Origin of the sequence: Agrobacterium sp. NPDC090273 (assembly GCF_044772305.1) — a bacterium.
Taxonomy (GTDB): domain Bacteria; phylum Pseudomonadota; class Alphaproteobacteria; order Rhizobiales; family Rhizobiaceae; genus Agrobacterium.
Window position 1 is genome coordinate 834,053 of record NZ_JBIVYN010000001.1, and the last position, 17,562, is coordinate 851,614.

Sequence of the window (17,562 nt, forward strand, 5' to 3'; positions counted from 1 at the left end):
TCAAGACACGAGAGTGGGGAATCTGTCAGATATCTGAGCATGCAGCGAGAATAGAGGGTTCCCGCCCCCGCGGTGTAGGATAAATGCTATACTTCGGGGTCCAGATGTAGTCTCCGGTCAGGCTGATATGCTGCCAACCCGAATGGAGTGATCTGTTTGACTATATCCGGAGGCGTAGCGATGCCTTCGTGATCGTGTTCGGCGAATGCCGGTTCGAGAAAGAGGTGCTCCAGTAGACGATGGCGTTTATTAACAGGTTCGACCCGGACGCCATATATAACTGGCTTTCGAAGGTTCGATCCCGCAGCTCTGCGAGACGGTAGAAAACCAGCGCTCGGGCGCATTTCCGGGTTCCGTCACCACTACGGCATGCAGATTCCCTATTCCTTCAGCATAATCAGCTTTGCCTCTCCCGATCAACACAGTGCCTAAATACACCTACTGACACGGCGGCGCTACCGGCTCACCCCGTTGAGGATTTGCGCGCGATCTGGTTTTACTTGCCTACCAACCAAGCCGGGCCGAGATTTTGCTGGATGCGTCTTTAAGCAGGACGATAAAACGGTCTACATCGCTTCTTTGGGTGCGAAATGCCGGCGCTCCGACATTGACGGCGGCAATCACCGACCCGTCGAACGCGAGGACAGGCACCGATACCGAAACGAGCTGTTCACTGACCTCCCCGAAACTGACGCAGAATCCCTGGCGCTTGATCTTTTCCAGTTCGGAAATCAGCTTTTTGCGGTCAGTGATCGTCCTTTTGGTCAATTTCGGCAAAACCTCAGGTATCATCTGTTGCTGAACCTGGGGGTGAAGATAAGCAAGAAGCACCTTGTAGGATCCCGCCGTAAGCGGCCTTCGACGCCCGATCATTGCCTGCACGCGCAGATCACGCATCGGTTCGAATTTGGCGATGCACAACGATTCCCCATTATCAATGATGCGCAACTGGGTGGTCTCATTCGCCTTCTGGCCCAGTTCTTCAAGAATGGGGTTGGCGATGCGCACCAGATCGACCTGCGTCGATGCGGCAGTTCCAAGCACGATTGCTGTCGTGCCAAGCCGATAAGTGCCATTGTCGCTTTTCCGAACCAGTCCACGCCGTTCCATTGTGCGTAACATTCGCAAAATTCTCGGCTTGGTCTCCTCGATGTTACGGGCAATCTCCGTCAGTCTGATGTCCGGGTTTTTCGCCACGTTGAGAAGCACGTCAATACAGACATCAACAGACTGTATTATATTGTTTTTTTCACTTTGATCGTCATCCATTTTTCGAAATAACCCTACCCTTTGGACGCTTGATAAACAGCGTCAAAAATTGTTACGACAGCCGTAACACACTTGTTTTCTGTTTGACACACTCGTTTGCCACGCTTTACCAATTCTGCTCACGAGTGGACGGGAACCCACTCGCTCTGGCCTTGCGAAGGTCGGCTTTGGAACGCAAAACTGGGATTGAACACAATGGTCGCAACGACTTTGAAGCGGGCAGCGTTTGCGCTGCTCGGCACAATTGCTATTCCCGCAATGGTAGCGGCGCAGGAAGCACCACTGACAATCGGCATGTCGACAACACCGACAACGCTCGATCCGCATGAGGACAGTTCCGCACCGAACAACGCGACCTCGCGACATATCTGGGACAGTCTTATCAATCTGACCGGCACATCGTCCAACGCACCAGAACTTGCGACGGAATGGAAAGCTGTCGACCCGACCCATTGGGAATTCAAGCTTCGTGACAGCGTAAAATTTCACGATGGCAGCGAGTTTAATGCCGACGACGTCGTCGCCTCTCTTTTGCGGGCGCGAGACAAGCCGAGCCAGGGCTTTGCGTCCTACACCCGCAATATTGCCAATGTCACAGCCAAGGATCCGTTGACTGTCGTCATTGAAACGAAGGTTCCGGACCCACTGCTTCTCAATTCCGTCAGCCGCATTCGCATCATCAGTGCTGACTGTAAGGATGCGCCGGTGACAGATTTCGACAACGGCAAATGCGCAATTGGCACTGGCGCCTATTCTTTCGTTTCCTACCAGCCGGGCAGCAATCTGACCGTCAAGCGCAACGATAGTTACTTTGCCGGTCCCTCGCACTGGTCGAATGTCACACTGCGCTTCCTTCCCGACGATGGCGCACGTCTGGCGTCTCTCCTGTCCAACGAGATCGACATCATCGAAACCCTGCCGGCCGACGGCATGGCCCGTGTCGAATCCAGCGAAAAGCTTCAGATCGTCAATGGTCAGTCGTCGCGTTTCGTCTACATGGGTATTGACGTCAGCCGCGAGGCCTCGCCCTTCGTCAAGGCGTCCAACGGCTCCGACCTCGACAAGAATCCCTTAAAGGACATACGTGTTCGCAAGGCCATGCTGATGTCGATCAATCGGCCGGCAATTGTCGATCGCGTCATGCAGAAGAACGGTACGGTTGCCGATCAGTTCGTGGCTGATGGCTATGCCGGTCACTCGAGCAAGGTTGAAGCGATCAAATACGATCCGGCGGCAGCCAAGGCGCTTCTGGCCGAGGCAGGATATCCTGATGGTTTCAGCCTCACACTGCATGGCCCGTCTGGTCGCTACGTGAAGGATGCAGAAGTCTTGCAGGCCGTTGGGCAGATGTTTACCCGTATCGGCATCAAGACCAAGGTAGAGGTCATGCCCTGGTCGATGTACTCCGAAGCCTATTCCAAGGGTACCTACAGCGTCTATCTCGGCTCCTGGGGTGTCAACACGGGTGAGACTACCAACCCGACCGTTGCCCTCGTCGCAAGCCGTGACGAAAAGAAGGGGACGGGCCGCTACAACGGTGGAGGCGTATCGGACGCTAAGATCGACGACGTGCTCGCCAAGGCAAGCTCTACCCTCGATGAGGCAGAGCGCAAGCCGCTCCTCGAAGAACTGTCAGTACAGACGTTCGATAACCTCTGGCTTCTGCCCATGCATTACGAAAATGTCGTGCTCGGCGCCAAGAAGACGGTTTCCTATAAGCCGCGCGGCGACAAATACACGCTCGCCTACGAAGTACAGCCGGCGAACTGACCCGACAAAAAAAGGGGTCGTCTTCTAGCGGCCCCGCCATCATATCCCCAGGAGACATTCATGCAGGAACTTGGAACGGGCGAAGCCATCGCTCGGGCGAAGGCTATCTATGACTTCGGCTCAACGGCAATCTTTGCCTCAAAGGTCGACCCCCGCCTTCATATGGTTCTTTACGTCCCGCCGACGGCTGCTGATGGGCGAAAGCTCGATCTGCTCGTTGCAATCCATGGAACCGGCCGCACCTCGGCCCTCGATTTCCGTGACGGATTTGCCGAATTTGGCCTTTACAACGACTGCGCCATCCTATGTCCGATCTTTCCTGTCGGCGTGTTTGGAGACGGGGCCCGCTCGGGCTACAAATTCCTGGAAGAAGGCGACATCCGCTACGACCAGGTGGTCATCGCCATGGTCGAGGAGATGGCCGAAAAGTATCGGCAGGACTGGTCGAAATTTGCAATTTTCGGGTTTTCCGGCGGCGGCCATTTCACCCACCGCTTTGCGATCCTGCACCCGGAAAAACTCTGGGCAGCCTCAATCGGCGCACCGGGTTCCGTAACGCTTCTTGATCCGAACCGCGACTGGTGGGTCGGCATCCGCGATCTTGAAACGCGGTTTGGCAAAGCTTTCCAGCCGAAAGAACTGGCAAGGGTGCCAGTACAGATGGTGGTCGGCGACGCCGATCTGGAAACCTGGGAAATTACCCACAAACCGGGCGGCAAATATTACATGGAAGGCGCAAATGATGCGGGCAGCACTCGCCCGGAGCGGCTCGCCTCGCTTGCCACATCGTTTCGCGACGCGGGCGTTGATGTGACCTTCGACACCGTCAAGGGCGTATCCCATGACCGCATTAAGGTGCTCGGCCACGTCAAGGCCTTCCTGGCCAGGGTTTTGAAGGATCGCCGCGCAAAATGAGAAACGCAACCATCGTAGCGCCCCAGCCAGAAGCAGTTGAAGCAGGCGCAGAAGTCCTCGAACGCGGAGGCAATGCAATAGACGCAGCGCTTGCCTGTGCCTTCGTGCAAGGTGTCGTAGACCCGCAAATGGCCGGCATCGGCGGCTTCGGGTCGATGCATGTCTACATGCCGAAAAAAGGCGTGCACGAGATTCTCGAATTTTATGCACGGGCATCGCTCAAGGCGACGCCCGACATGTGGCTGGACAAGATCCTGCATCAGAGCCGAGACGGTTTCGGCTATGTACTCGAGGGTAATATCTCCGACATCGGTTATCATGCCGTCTGCACGCCGGGGTCCCTCAAAGGATACGAGACGGCCCTTCGCGACTATGGCACCTTTGACTGGGCAGACCTGATCAAGCCCGCCGTCAAGCTCGCCCGCGATGGCTTCATGATCCGAAGCCACATGCACTGGTACTGGTCGAAGGACCAGTCGGGCGACGGTTTTGCCAACACGCTCGACAAGTTACGATTTTCCAAGACGGGTCGGAGGGTGTATTTCAACGAGGACGGCTCGCTGAAAAATGTGGGCGAAATGCTCGTCAACCGCGATATGGGGGATACGCTCGAGAGGATTGCCAAAAGTGGCGGCTCCGACATTTTCTATCACGGCGAATTGGCCGAGCAGATCGCAGCCGATTTCGAGGCAAATGGCGGCCTGATAGACAAGGAGGATCTCGCCCGATACGAACTTTCGCGTGTCGCACCCGTCTGGGGTTCCTATCGTGGCAACCGCATCGCTACATCGCCTCCCCCAGGCTCCGGCTTCCCGATGCTTGAACTCCTCCACATCATGGAACAGTTCGACGTCGCAAAGATGCAGCATAGCAGCGCAGAACACGTCCGTATCCTGTTCGAAGCCATGAAACGCATGACAATCGACAAGGATGCGCATATGGGCGACCCGCTCTATGTGGACGTCCCTTACGAAAATCTTCTTTCCGAAAACCATGCACAGGCGCTGGCTTGTTCGATCAAAGCGGGTGACGTTGCCAATGTCGACCGGCTTGACCGCTCACAGCGTGATACAACGCATATTTCGGTTATCGACAAGGATGGCAACGCGGTCGCGATGACCCACACGCTTGGCAGTCCCTCCGGCGCCATCACCGACGGACTGGGCTTCATGTATAATGGCACGATGAGCCGCTTCAACCCGGTTCCCGGAAAGCCCGGCTCGATTGCGCCCGGCAAACGCCGCCCAAGCTCAGCGGCACCCACCATCGTTTTCAAGGATGGGAAACCGAACATCGTCATCGGCGCGCCAGGCGGCAGCTATATAGCGCCTGCCGTGGCGCAGTGCCTCATGAACATGATCGATTTCGACATGACCGTTCTCGAAGCCGTCTCAGCCCCGCGGATCGTCGGCGTATCGAACACGATCGACATCAGCAACCGCATCCGCCACTCTGTCGAGGACGAACTGAAAGCGCAGGGCTACAATGTGGCAAGGTCTCCACAGACCTATGCCTTCGCCGCAGTTCACGCAATCAAGGTTGAAGATGGCACGTCGAAAGGCGCTGCCGATCCACAGCGGGACGGCATGGCGATCTCCGTCGCGTAGGGAAAGGTTCCATGATCACTTCCATCATCAGACGACTAATACAGGCGCTATTCGTTATCGTGGCGATGACAGTCATCGTCTTCATCGGCGTCAACGTAATCGGCAATCCGGTCGATATCCTGATCAATCCGGATGCCAATCAGGTAGAGCGTGCGCGGGTTATCGCACATTACGGGCTCGATCAGCCGCTGTGGAAGCAATATCTGGTTTTTCTGCAGGGATTGCTGCACGGAGATTTCGGCGACAGCTTCGTTTACGGTCGCCCTGCTCTCGGCCTCATCCTCGAGAGACTGCCAGCGACGCTGGAGCTCGCGGTCACCGCATTGAGCATTGCGATCATCGTCGGTTTGCCACTTGGTCTTTATGCGGGCCTTTACCCGAACAGAGTGTCCTCCAAACTGATTATGACCGGGTCGATCCTCGGCTTCTCCCTGCCAACGTTCTGGGTCGGACTGATGCTGATCATGGTCTTTTCCGTCGAGCTTGGTTGGCTTCCGACAAACGGGCGCGGCCCAACCGTGGAGCTTTTAGGAGGGCAATGGTCGTTCCTGACCAGCGAGGGGCTCCGCCATCTGCTTTTGCCCGCATTTAACCTCGCCCTATTCAAGACATCGCTGATCATGCGTCTTACCCGTGCCGGCGTTCAGGAGGTCCTACCCCAGGATTACGTGAAGTTTGCACGTGCCAAGGGGCTTCGCGAACGCCGCGTTATTGCTGTCCATGTGCTGAAAAATCTGATGATCCCCGTCGTTACCATTATCGGACTGGAATTCGGATCGCTCATCGCCTTTTCAGTTGTCACCGAAAGCATCTTCGCATGGCCCGGCATGGGCAAGCTGATCATCGATTCCATCAACCTTCTCGATCGTCCCGTCATTGTCGCCTACCTGATGATGATGGTCCTGCTTTTCGTCGTGCTGAACTTCATCATCGACGTCTGTTACACCATTCTGGACCCACGGATCCGGTTGGACGCAAAGGCTTGATCCATGTCACAACAAAATACTCAGGACAGCACCACCCTGGATGCGGGTCCAAGCCGCCTTGCCAAAGGGGTTTCGGATTTCTTCCGGTCGCCGGCAGCTGCTGTCGGCTTCGTAACGCTCGTTATCATCTGTTGCCTGGCGCTGCTTGCGCCCTGGATTTCCCCGCAAAACCCCTACGACCTCATGCAACTCGACATCATGGACGGACGCCTGCCGCCGGGATCCGAGGCGATGAGCGGGCTCGTTTATCACCTCGGTACAGACAGCCAGGGTCGCGACATTCTGTCAGGCATACTCTACGGTCTTCGCACCTCGTTACTGGTCGGTGTCTTATCGGCCTTTGCCGCTGCGATCATCGGCACCACTGCGGGTCTGCTTGCTGCCTACATGGGCAAGCGCACTGAAACGGTCATCATGCGCCTGGTTGACCTCCAACTGTCCTTTCCAACAATCCTGATGGCACTCATGATGCTGGCAATCCTCGGCAAGGGTGTTACCAACGTCGTTATCGCTCTTATCATTGCCGAATGGGCGACCTACGCCCGCACCGTGCGTGGCACGGCTCTTGTCGAACGCGAGAAAGAATACATCGAGGCGGCGCGCATGCTACGTCTGCCCGGCTGGCGTATCCTGTTTAGACATTTGCTGCCCAACTGTCTCGCACCCGTCATCGTCATTGCGACCATGCAGGTGGCACGTGCGATAGGGCTCGAAGCTACGCTGTCCTTCCTTGGTCTCGGCGCATCCGTGACTGAGCCATCGCTGGGTATGCTGATCTCCACGGGTTATCAGTATCTTTTGACAGGCCTCTACTGGATCAGCTTTTTCCCAGGCATCGCACTGCTTGTAACCATCGTGGCGATCAATCTCGTCGGCGACCGGCTCCGCGATGTCCTCAACCCGAGGAACGTGTCATGACCGCCTTGCTCAAAGTCGAAAACCTTATCACCGAATTTGGTGGTGGCAGAGGAATGCCCGGGCTGCGCGCTGTCAACGACGTGTCCTTTAGTCTGGAACGAGGAAGAGTGCTCGGTCTGGTCGGAGAGTCCGGTTCGGGCAAGTCTGTGACCGGCTTCTCAATCATGCGGCTTCTTGAAAAGCCGGGTCGTGTCGCGGGCGGGCGCATCATCTTTGATGGCAGGGATATCGCCAACTGTTCGGATGAAGAAATGCGCCAGTTGCGCGGCAAGCGTATCGCCATGGTTTTTCAGGACCCGATGATGACGCTGAACCCGGTTTTGACTGTCGGCACACAGATGGTAGAAGCTGTTCGGGCGCACGACAGGGTGTCAAAGGACGAGGCACGCCAGCGATCACGCGATGCACTCGCACTCGTCGGAATTCCAAGCCCGGAGGAACGCCTCAGCGCCTACCCGCACCAATTCTCCGGCGGCATGCGTCAGCGCGTTGCCATTGCAATCGCATTGTTGCACAAACCGGATCTCATCATCGCAGACGAGCCGACAACTGCTCTCGACGTGACGATCCAGAGCCAGATCATTTCGGAATTCCAGCGGCTGACCGAGGAAGCCAACACCGCCGTGATATGGATTACCCATGATCTGGCGATAGTTTCCCGGCTCGCCGATGACATAGCGGTCATGTATGCGGGCCGCCTCGTCGAGACCGGCCCGGTCACCAAGGTCCTGACAGACCCGCATCACCCTTACACCGCCGGGCTGATCGCATCGGTACCTTCTCAGAACCGGCGCGGCGAACCATTGCACCAAATCAGGGGAATGACCCCGGCAATCAATCGCCTGCCTCAGGGCTGCAGCTTTCGCACTCGCTGCGATCGCTCCACGGAAGGCTGTCTCGTCATGCCGCTACTTGTTCCTGACGAGGATCGTTCCTTCCGCTGTATTCATCCCGTATTGAAAGCGACTGCATGATGACGGCAACAAACGCGCCCACGATCAACGCGTCCACCGACGCCTCTACGGCCAGTTCTCCCCTGATCGAAGCCCGCAATGTCTCGCAACGTTTCGGCCCCAAGCCAGACCTCGCCGCGAAGATCGCGCTCAAGCTGAAGCTCGCCAAACCTGCGCCAATCGTTCACGCTCTAGATGATGTCAGCGTGACAATTCGAAACGGCGAGGTTGTCGGTCTTGTCGGGGAGAGCGGCTGCGGCAAGTCAACGTTAGGCAGAGTTATTGCCGGCATCACTTCGCCGAGCGACGGTCAGGTGCTCTGGAAAGGCGTTGATCGGAACACCATGCGCGCGGGAGAGCGTCATGAACTTGGCCTTGCAACCCAGATGATCTTTCAAAACCCGATGGCAGCGCTCAATCCCCGCATGACTGTCGAGGAGCTTCTCTGGGAAGCACCAAAAGCCCATGGCCTTGCGCCTTCATCCGAACGCAACGCTTACGTTGACAAGTACCTGACACTCGCCGGCTTCGATCCGGCAATGAAAAAACGTTATCCGCACCAGTTTTCCGGCGGACAGCGGCAACGTGTCAACATAGCAAGGGCACTCGCGGTACAGCCGCAGTTTCTTGTCTGCGACGAAAGCGTTGCAGCTCTCGACGTTTCCATTCAGGCACAGGTCATCAACCTTTTCATGGAATTGCGCGACAAGCTGGATCTGACCTATCTCTTTGTCAGCCATGACCTTGGCGTCGTCGAACACATCTCCGACCGGGTCGCGATCATGTATCTCGGCCGGATCGTGGAAGAGGCGCCGGTTGAGGAAATTTTCAGGCGTGCCAATCACCCCTACACACAGGCGTTGCTTTCCGAAGTACCACGCATCGAACCCGGGAAACGCCGTTTCAGGCCTGTGGAAGGCGAATTGCCAAGCCCGCTCAACCCGCCGAAGGGCTGCCACTTCCATCCCCGCTGCCCATTCGCGATGGATCGCTGTCGCATCGAAGCACCGGTGAAGAAGCAGGTCGCACCGGGACACCTTTCTGCCTGCCATCTTAACGATCAATGACTGCAGGAGCAAAACCAAAAGCCGCCTGGTCGTAGACTCTAGCGGCGAGCGCCTTCGCCAATTCAGCAGGTGGGACCTTTATCATAGGGATTGATGCGAAGGACGGCCAGACTACACTCGACGACGGCTGGCAGGGACAATCCAAACTGGACTGGATTTATCGTGCCATTGCGGGGGGGGGCTGACTGGCAGAGCCAGTGCCGCGTTTCTAACTGGCTGGCCGTGTCGCAGCCGTATCCAGCTTTGATATTGTGTGCACAGGGTACGCTCTATTTAGAGATGCGACATTCGTCACCTATTGGGATACTGGCGGTCAATGGCTGTCCGAGCATGCCGCACAATGGCATCGTGCGAACAGCCAAAACGGCAGGCATCGACCCCAATGATCGGCCTGAATGAGCAGCAGTCTCAAGCGGTGATCGCTCACAGCCTTAATCAAGAATGCTTATGCAAATTCTATTATTTCAATATATTTCAATTCACTATGATCTATATTTAATCTGAATTCTATATGACATATCGCTCATTAGTCCAGCAATTGCGACGGGTCTTGAGCCGCACAGGACCCATCAGGACTTGCGGGCGGCGGCGATGAGGCCGTCCAGCCAGTCCTGATGACCGTTGATCATCGGGTTTGGTCTTGCTCTGGCGAGATCTTCCGCTGGCTTGCCCTTCTGGGTTTCCTGGGTGAGGATGCGCACGCGGCCGCCATCGAGATCTTCGACGAGCCAGGCGTGATGGACGTCAAGGCGTGTGTCGCCCTCACCGGCCCAGCCATGCCAGGCAATGCGACCCGGATTGCCTTTTACCGGCGCGACATATTCGACGACTTCTGCTTCGACGGGAAAGCCGAAGGTTTCGAAATAGAAACGGCGACCGGTTTCAAGCTGTGGCCCCATTTCGTCGTAGAAGCGCACATTGGCCGAGTTGCTGTAATATGTCGGCCATGCCGTGGCGACACTCAGCAGTGGCCATATGGTCGCGGCAGTCAAACCGGCGACAATGACTTCGTTCGAGCAAAAGTTGTCCGTGAAGCCGGGAATGTAGTCTTCGGGCCATTCAATCGCGCTCATGCTGGTCAAATCTCTCTCCTCGTCTCAGGTGCGTGCAGAACCGTTGCGGTTCGGTTGCCTCCTGATGCCAGATGTGCAGAAATAAGAATAATCGTGATTTGTGATTACGGATATAAGTATGCGCGATATCAAATCTCTCGACATCAATCTTCTGAAGGCATTTGACGCGCTTTTTGACGAACGAAGCGTCACACGCGCAGCCGATCGGCTTGGCCTGACGCAGCCCGCCGTCAGCGGCGTTCTGGGCCGCCTGCGCGACAGTTTTGATGATCCTCTTTTCATCCGCACACAGCGCGGCATCATCCCGACAGCCAGGGCAAACGAACTTGCCGCCCCTGTTCGCCAGATCCTTGCAGACGTCGAAACATTGCTGCAGCCGCCGGTTTTCGACCCTGCGACGGCGCAGTTCACCATGTCTCTGGCGGCCACGGATTACGCGCTACAGGCGGTCGTTTTGCCGTTCCTGCCGAGGCTGCGTGCCGCCTCACCCGGCATCCGCGTTTCGGTCAGCCCCGTCGACAATGACAATGCGCAAGTACAGTTCGAGCGCGGAGAACTCGACCTCGCTTTGGTGACACCGGAAACAGCGCCGCAGGACCTGCATGCCCGCCGGCTTTTCCATGAAACATACGTCTGCGCACTGAGACGCGATCATCCAGCCGCGCGAAACGGCACAATCGATCTTGATCGCTTTTGCGATCTCGACCATGTGCTCGTTTCCTTCTCCGGTCAGCGTTTTCGCGGCGTCACCGATGATGCGTTGGCCGCCATCGGGCGAAAGCGCAGGGTCGTGCTGTCGATCACCAGCTTTCTCGCCTTGCCCGAGCTATTGAAAACGACGGATCTGATTGCCGTTGTGCCGAGCCGGCTCGTCAGCAACGACCCAACCCTGACGACAATGGCGCCGCCTGTCGACATTCCGGGCTTTTCGAAGATCGCCATCTGGCACGAACGGACCCATCGCGACCCCGGGCATCAATGGTTCCGGGCGCTGCTGTTCGACACGCTCCAGGCTTGAAGCTCAAGGCACGTGCGAGAGGATGTTTATGATCTTTCCCATCGGATCAAGCACGTAGAAACGACGCACGCCCCAGGGTTCGTCAGATAGAGGATAGACGATCCTGAAGCGGTGGATGGATAAAACCTTCGGTTGGGAGAAGTCAAAGAAGTGTCCAAAAGTAAAAAAAATAGTTTAGGTCAGCAATTGAATTATTTTCGACAATAGAAAAACTAAAAGCCAGACACAAAATATACGGATAAAAAATCCAATGATAATTCGGAAAGCCATAACAACAATCCAAGTCATTATACAAAGTAATTTAGACTGAATACTGTTCATTTGACGCATTCTCCAAATAAACTTTGCCGCACCTTTACGCGCTTGGCATCGCCATCCAGATCACGTGTCTGGAAATGTCTTTTCTTCTCGTTCTGCATGCGTCTCTGCCCGCAAACTTCAGCTCGAGGTAGCATATATCACTGATGCAAGCCATTATTGCGATCCGGAAATGCTGGAGAGAATGATATTGTTTTGTATGCGCACGCCATGAAAGACGAGCTTATTTTTGAGTTGTGGCTTGATCCAGAACCAGATGGTCAGGTGCTTCCCGGACTTTGCCTGGCAACACCATGATTAAAAGGTCGAAAGCGTGGGAGTTACTCCCTGCCCTTGCCCCCTGCTTTCCCTTGCTATGGACGGGTTAGTGACCTGTGGCGTCGCAGGTCATCTGGCTGACGGTGCAGCCTCGATCCGGCACAAGGCGATCGGCCGGGCGTCGAGCAAGCGGATTCCGCATGGCGCCCAGCATTCTCTCGCCGTATGGCCTTGCCCTCCTGCGCACCATGTCATTCATGACCTTGAACGACGGCCTGCTGTTTCCCAAATACAGGATCAACCCGCTGGTCCGGGCCCCTCTGGTGAAAGTCCCGGCGCTTTCACGATGTCGGACCTTATACCGACAATGACGCCGCACCACGAGGATGGATCATGATTGCAGATATTGCTGCATGGTTGTTCGCCATATTTGTTGTCGACCCGCTTCAGGCTGAAATGAAACAGCAGCTTGATCGCGGCAATGTCTCCATGGAGGCTGTTCAACAGTCACATCAGTGTTTGGCGACCCAGGTACCCCGTCTTATCGACAGAGCCGGAAATGAGCCGGGTTGGGCAATCACAACGGCTGTCGGCATTTCGACGGGATGGACGTCTCCAGATAACCTCTTTGAGGCAAACGACCCCAAATGTGCGGCGCTGCGCGCACTGATCAAATCCGATAACAACCGCGAAGCTGAAGGCTGACCAACAGGCGAAGTCATCGCGCTCTCAAGCGCAGTGCTTCGCCGTTGGCTTGCAAGACGGATCGCTTTGAACGCATTCGCCGGTCCAGACAGATGGACCGTTCGCGTCAGTGTGATGCCGACTTCGAGATGAGGTTCATGATCAACACGCCGCCCACGATCATCGCGATCCCGATATAGGCTGCGATATCAAGCGTCTGCCTAAAGATCACCACGCTGACTGTCGCAGTCAATACGATGCCCAAACCACCCCAAATCGCGTAGGCAATTCCCAACGGAAGCGTTTTAAGCGCGACGGACAGACAGTACAACGATGCACCGAACAACACGCACATAATCAGGGTCGGAACTGGACGGGTGAATTGTTCGGTCTTCATCAGCATTGACGAACCCGCAACCTCAAACACGATTGCTCCGGCGAGAGCTGCATAAGAAATAAGTGGAGACATCGAGATTTTCCTTCCTTTTTTTGCCGGGAAGGATGGAAACTGCCACACCTCGCCCGACCATATGGTCAAGTTGGTGCCATGGTAGTTTCAGGGACCGGAGTACCAACCGGTCATCAATTTAGGCGCTCGAACCATACCCGTTCGCAAAATGATTATCAATTCCGAACTCGTATGGAAGCAGCTCATGAAAGGGATCTGAACCTGCAGGCGCCACCCCAAGTCGATCGGCCCGGGTACGTATCCGTTTTCATAAGCGGATAGCGAAAGCAAGGCGCTCTGTACCCTCCCCTTGCCCCTACTCTATCTTGCCGTGGAAGGTACAGACAACCTGCGACGTCGAAGCTTATCTGGCGGCTGGTGCTTTGGGAAAACGATGCGCGTTACTGGTCATCAGCGCGCAAAAATCCTCTGTAACAGCGCATCCACTTCGGCCGTTTCCTTCGCACTGAACTCGCGATCCAGACTTTCGCACAGGGGGCGTGCCTTTTTCATGGCGTCAGGCAGATTGCTGACGGCCTCAAGCAGCTTGGTCGTCTTCACCGCGATGCAGCCCGCATAAAGTTCGACACTGCTGACGGCTTTTCCGGTTTTCCGGTCGCGGCCGGTCTCTTCGGAGCCGGCGGTTTTATCCTCCCCGTCTTCTTCCGATTGCTCACGATAGATATCGTGCGTGGGTGTGCCGATCGCAGTGAAGGTGACGCTGCCCTGGCCTTGGCCGACGGTTCCGGCCTTGCTGCCCGGCTTTCCGACCTGAAGGTAGGCGCCAGCCTTGAAATAGAGGGATTTGCCCGGCCAGAAGCTGCTGATGGGATCGACGCCGACGTAATCAACACCTTTGTACGAGACCGTTACGCTCAGCCGTTCGGCATTCGCGTCTATGACGTAGGAAAAGCTGGCGCCCAGCGGGATTTTCGGTTCTTTGCCTTTGGCCGATACCAGCCTGAAAACTGTTTCTTCGTGGTCGTCGCCCGCCTTGTCGTCGATGAAATAAAGCTCACCCTTGTCGGTATAATAAAGGCGGCAAAGCTCGTCGTCCGGTCCATGGATCTGGCCGATAACCACTCTGGCGGGCAGATCGCCATTGGCCTTCGGCAATTGATCGACCTTCAGCGTTGCCGAAAGCCGCCCGCCATCGCCGACCTGCCACTCGTACTCATCACCCTTGCCGTCCATCTCCCGTAATTCCGAGCGTGGGTAGTTCGAACCCTTGGTGCGCGCACCATTGGTTGGCGCCACGAAGGTGATCGAGTTCTGCTGCACATCGAAATAGGGCGGTACGGAAAGACCCTTCAGCATCTTGAGTTCGACAGCATCGCCCTCACCGCTTCTCACGCCCTGCTCGTTCACCGGCAAGGTCACCTTCCACCGGCTCAGATCAATTGCGGTGGATCGGCCCGACAGGATGCCCGGCAGGCGTTCTTCGATCGGAATCTTCTTCTTTTTCGGCCTGTCATCGCCATCGACAGCCCCTTCCTGCGCCCTCGCATGAGGCGCCGCATTCAGCAAAAGAGCCAGTGTGGAGAGGCCGAAGATCAAAAACGCGCGCGCCGTAGCCAGAAGCATGGGATATCTCCGATTATCAAATCAAAAATTGGCAGCATCTGGTGTCGTCATGACGACGACTGAATCTGTGGGCAGGAGTCGCGCCATTGAGCCACGCAGGGTGGCATCGGTCAATTGGCTTTCGCCCGAAAATTGCACCCTGCCCTTCGCCCCCTCGTTGCCCCGGCTGGCAACATGCGATGCTGCAGCATCGATCTGCGTTTTTGCGCAGTACCGAATCCGTGGGTTTCGTGGTCTGTGTCGCGCAACCAGAAGGTCCGGGCAAAACCTCGTCCCGACCGTTACCTCCAGACATCGACAGCAGAACAGCCTTGGAACAGAAACTCAATTCCCACATGTCGCGCAGGTCGCTGCTTACCCTTGCCGCCAGTTCGGTGCTGGCAGTCGGTTGTGTGCAGGCTCCAAAGGCAAAGCTTGAGACCGACGCCGGCTTCCTGCCCGAGAAGAAGGAAGAGCCGCAACCCCTCGTCAAAACGGCGAAAGAGAACAAGCCTGGGGATAAGGCTGCCGGTCTCGATTACGATATCATCTATGCCGCTTTGACAGATGGCGGATTTGATGTGCCTGCGGTCAACCACCGCGCCATCGATCCGCAATATCTGCGCCAGGAGGTCGCTTACGCCACGACCGAGCCGGCCTATTCCATTGTCGTCGATACCCGCGAGCGGTTCCTTTACTGGGTGCTGCCAAACGGTCGGGCCATACGTTACGGAGTCGGACTTGGAACACAGGGGCGCTCCTGGAAGGGACGTGCCGTCGTGCAATGGAAGCAGAAGTGGCCACGGTGGAAGGCACCTGACGACATGATTGCGCGCAACCCCGAACTTAAACCATACGGTGTTGAAGCCGGCGGAATGGCCCCCGGCCCGAAGAACCCGCTTGGTGCGCGCGCCATGTATATTTTCCAGAACGGCAAGGACACGCTTTACCGCATTCACGGATCACCAAGCTGGCGCACGATCGGCAAGAATTCCTCGTCGGGCTGCGTCAGAATGCTGATGCAGGATGCCATCGATCTCTACGACCGGGTAAAAGGCAAGACGCCTCTGCTGGTGATCTGATGGCGCCAAGGGTCAAACTTACGCCATAAACGGCACCATATCTCACGTCGTTCACGTCTGCCGGGTGCCGGCGATGGACAAAACATATCGAGCAGCGGGAGAGATCGATGTCTCCCGATATCGGCGCCGACGGAGCAACCACCCCGGAAACTCTCAGGCAAAAGGACCGCTGCAAGATCCTGAAAACTCTGAAAAGCGGGCCGAGGCTCGCGCCGATGGTGTAAGTTCGCCCTGATGTGGTGAGCGAATCTCTCAGGCCAATGACAGAGGGGGTGCCAGAGGCCCGGAAAGACGGGCAAGGAGCACCTATGCCTGGAAGTCACCCTTCCCCATCGACAATCATGCGCGTCATCGCCATCTCAAGACATCGTTCGTGGAAAGCTGCTGCGCGGGCATTAACCCTGCATGCTTTACGCACGCCGGCTGAAAGCCAGCCAGCCTATGCGCATGGCGACCTGAAACAGCCACGGCGTTTCACCCCGCTTCCCTTCAAGAACTGAACGGCCCCGCGGCGTCCCGCGATAACGGCACCGGACTGGCGTGGCGCAAGCCATGCCGTGACCCTGCCCTGTCGTGACGATGCCGACGCGCCCTCCCGTTCCACAATCTCGCTGTCAGGAATATCAAAATGGTCGATTGGGAAGATCTGCGCTTTTTCTCCGCCTTCGCACACCATGGCTCGATTACGGCAACCGCCAAGGCGCTGCGCGTTGACCACACCACCGTCAGTCGCCGCATCGCGTCACTGGAAACAGCGCTGTCGGTCAAGCTCGTAGATCGCAGGCCGCGATCTTATGTGCTGACAACCATGGGCCGCGACGTAGCGAATTTCGCCGAGGAGATGAGCCAGTCGGCCTTTGCGCTGAGCCGCTGCGCCTGCAGCGGCCAGAGTGGCATAGAGGGGGACGTCGTGGTATCCGCCCCGCCCTCCCTGCTTTACAGTTTCATTGCGCCACACATTGCCACGCTGCAGATGCAGCACCCGGACGTTCGGCTTCGCCTGGTCGGCACCATGGAGGCCATGTCGCTTTCCAAGGGGGAAGCGGATGTTTCCATCAGCCTGAAGCGACCGAGCGAAGCCACGCTTGTGACGCGCCGCCTCGGGCAACTGTCCTATTTCCTCTATGCCAGCCCCGCCTATCTGACGCGAAACGGCAGCCCGCTCTACATCAGCTATGACGACACGATGCGCGGGTCGGACCACCATCGCTGGCTGGATGACAGGCTTTCCGCCGACGAGGTGTTCATGTGCAGCAACGATCTGCGCATCCAGGCGGCCGCTGCCGCCGGTGGGGCCGGAGTGGCGCTGCTGCCCGCTTATCTCGCCGCCGAACACGGCCTCGTCAGGTTTGACGCGCTTGATCCCGGCGTCAGCATCGATGTCTGGCTGGTGATCCATGAAGACGTGCGCGACACGCCGCGCATCCGCGTTGCCATGGACTTCATCAGCGAAAGCCTCAAGCCGTTATGGCGTTCCTGATTATGCGCAGACTGGGGCTGCGCGATTGCCGAATTCTGCGCGATTTTCCTCCGTGTAGAATGCCTGATGACAGACCCTGTCAGGCGCGTGTGCAGATGCCGGTTCGAGTTGCCCACAGGCCCAACCTGCCCCCGATGCATGAGCGTGGAGTAA

At 56.8% G+C, this 17,562-nt stretch carries 15 protein-coding genes, 2 pseudogenes and 1 riboswitch; of the genes and pseudogenes, 11 read left to right on the forward strand and 6 right to left on the reverse strand.

The window, feature by feature from the left end:
* Positions 1-25 precede the first annotated feature (25 nt).
* A pseudogene (locus tag ACIQT8_RS04165) lies at positions 26-343 on the reverse strand (Tn3 family transposase); the annotation flags it as partial.
* Positions 344-504: 161 nt separating this feature from the next.
* The gene (locus ACIQT8_RS04170; RefSeq protein WP_400963827.1) at positions 505-1,269 is read right to left on the reverse strand and encodes an IclR family transcriptional regulator; all 765 of its coding nucleotides are present in this window, start codon (positions 1,267-1,269) and stop codon (positions 505-507) included.
* Between the two features lie 195 nt (positions 1,270-1,464).
* Here ACIQT8_RS04170 and ACIQT8_RS04175 point away from each other — a divergent pair, with 195 nt between their 5' ends.
* The 7 genes from ACIQT8_RS04175 to ACIQT8_RS04205 are packed head-to-tail and all read left to right on the forward strand — an operon-like array spanning position 1,465 to position 9,485.
* Positions 1,465-3,039 carry an ABC transporter substrate-binding protein gene (locus tag ACIQT8_RS04175; RefSeq protein WP_400963830.1) on the forward strand — a complete coding sequence of 525 codons (1,575 nt, stop codon included), beginning with the start codon at positions 1,465-1,467 and terminating at the stop codon, positions 3,037-3,039.
* 60 nt (positions 3,040-3,099) lie between these two features.
* A complete protein-coding gene (locus tag ACIQT8_RS04180; RefSeq protein WP_400963833.1) occupies positions 3,100-3,954 on the forward strand; it encodes an alpha/beta hydrolase in 855 nt (284 codons plus the stop codon).
* Positions 3,951-5,561 (forward strand): gamma-glutamyltransferase, encoded by a 1,611-nt coding sequence (gene ggt / locus ACIQT8_RS04185; protein WP_400963836.1) that lies wholly within the window; start codon positions 3,951-3,953, stop codon positions 5,559-5,561. The genes ACIQT8_RS04180 and ggt overlap by 4 nt, the downstream gene beginning before the upstream one ends.
* 11 nt (positions 5,562-5,572) lie before the next feature.
* Positions 5,573-6,547, forward strand: a complete 975-nt coding sequence (locus ACIQT8_RS04190; protein WP_072495268.1) for an ABC transporter permease — start codon at positions 5,573-5,575, stop codon at positions 6,545-6,547.
* A 3-nt stretch (positions 6,548-6,550) separates the two neighbouring features.
* A complete protein-coding gene (locus ACIQT8_RS04195; protein ID WP_400963840.1) occupies positions 6,551-7,465 on the forward strand; it encodes an ABC transporter permease in 915 nt (304 codons plus the stop codon).
* On the forward strand, positions 7,462-8,439 hold the full coding sequence (locus ACIQT8_RS04200; protein ID WP_400963843.1) for an ABC transporter ATP-binding protein: 978 nt from the start codon (positions 7,462-7,464) through the stop codon (positions 8,437-8,439). The genes ACIQT8_RS04195 and ACIQT8_RS04200 overlap by 4 nt, the downstream gene beginning before the upstream one ends.
* Positions 8,439-9,485, forward strand: a complete 1,047-nt coding sequence (locus tag ACIQT8_RS04205; protein ID WP_400964376.1) for an ABC transporter ATP-binding protein — start codon at positions 8,439-8,441, stop codon at positions 9,483-9,485. Before ACIQT8_RS04200 ends, ACIQT8_RS04205 begins: the two co-directional genes overlap by 1 nt.
* Positions 9,486-10,054: 569 nt before the next feature.
* Here the strand turns inward: ACIQT8_RS04205 and ACIQT8_RS04210 are convergent.
* Positions 10,055-10,558, reverse strand: a complete 504-nt coding sequence (locus tag ACIQT8_RS04210; RefSeq protein ID WP_138791570.1) for an SRPBCC domain-containing protein — start codon at positions 10,556-10,558, stop codon at positions 10,055-10,057.
* 118 nt (positions 10,559-10,676) lie between these two features.
* Here ACIQT8_RS04210 and ACIQT8_RS04215 point away from each other — a divergent pair, with 118 nt between their 5' ends.
* Positions 10,677-11,576, forward strand: coding sequence for a LysR family transcriptional regulator (locus ACIQT8_RS04215; protein ID WP_400963847.1), 900 nt, complete (start codon positions 10,677-10,679; stop codon positions 11,574-11,576).
* A 3-nt stretch (positions 11,577-11,579) separates the two neighbouring features.
* On the opposite strand, the pseudogene ACIQT8_RS04220 reads toward ACIQT8_RS04215, so the two are convergent.
* Positions 11,580-11,684: pseudogene (locus tag ACIQT8_RS04220) on the reverse strand (glyoxalase); the annotation flags it as partial.
* An 861-nt stretch (positions 11,685-12,545) separates the two neighbouring features.
* On the opposite strand from ACIQT8_RS04220, the gene ACIQT8_RS04225 reads away from it, so the two are divergent.
* Complete coding sequence (locus ACIQT8_RS04225) at positions 12,546-12,857, forward strand: hypothetical protein (protein ID WP_400963850.1); 312 nt, start codon at positions 12,546-12,548, stop codon at positions 12,855-12,857.
* 106 nt (positions 12,858-12,963) lie between these two features.
* Here ACIQT8_RS04225 and ACIQT8_RS04230 read toward each other — a convergent pair whose 3' ends face one another.
* Both ACIQT8_RS04230 and ACIQT8_RS04235 read right to left on the reverse strand, forming a co-directional pair.
* On the reverse strand, positions 12,964-13,305 hold the full coding sequence (locus tag ACIQT8_RS04230) for a DMT family transporter (RefSeq protein WP_400963853.1): 342 nt from the start codon (positions 13,303-13,305) through the stop codon (positions 12,964-12,966).
* A gap of 390 nt (positions 13,306-13,695) precedes the next feature.
* Complete coding sequence (locus ACIQT8_RS04235) at positions 13,696-14,868, reverse strand: polysaccharide lyase family 7 protein (protein WP_400963855.1); 1,173 nt, start codon at positions 14,866-14,868, stop codon at positions 13,696-13,698.
* A gap of 335 nt (positions 14,869-15,203) precedes the next feature.
* Between ACIQT8_RS04235 and ACIQT8_RS04240 the strand changes: the two genes are divergently transcribed.
* Positions 15,204-15,929: a L,D-transpeptidase gene (locus ACIQT8_RS04240; protein WP_400964378.1), complete on the forward strand. Its 726-nt coding sequence runs from the start codon at positions 15,204-15,206 to the stop codon at positions 15,927-15,929.
* Between the two features lie 85 nt (positions 15,930-16,014).
* Positions 16,015-16,108, forward strand: a riboswitch (glycine riboswitch).
* A 449-nt stretch (positions 16,109-16,557) separates the two neighbouring features.
* Positions 16,558-17,409, forward strand: a complete 852-nt coding sequence (locus ACIQT8_RS04245) for a LysR family transcriptional regulator (protein WP_400963858.1) — start codon at positions 16,558-16,560, stop codon at positions 17,407-17,409.
* Positions 17,410-17,562: the final 153 nt, after the last annotated feature.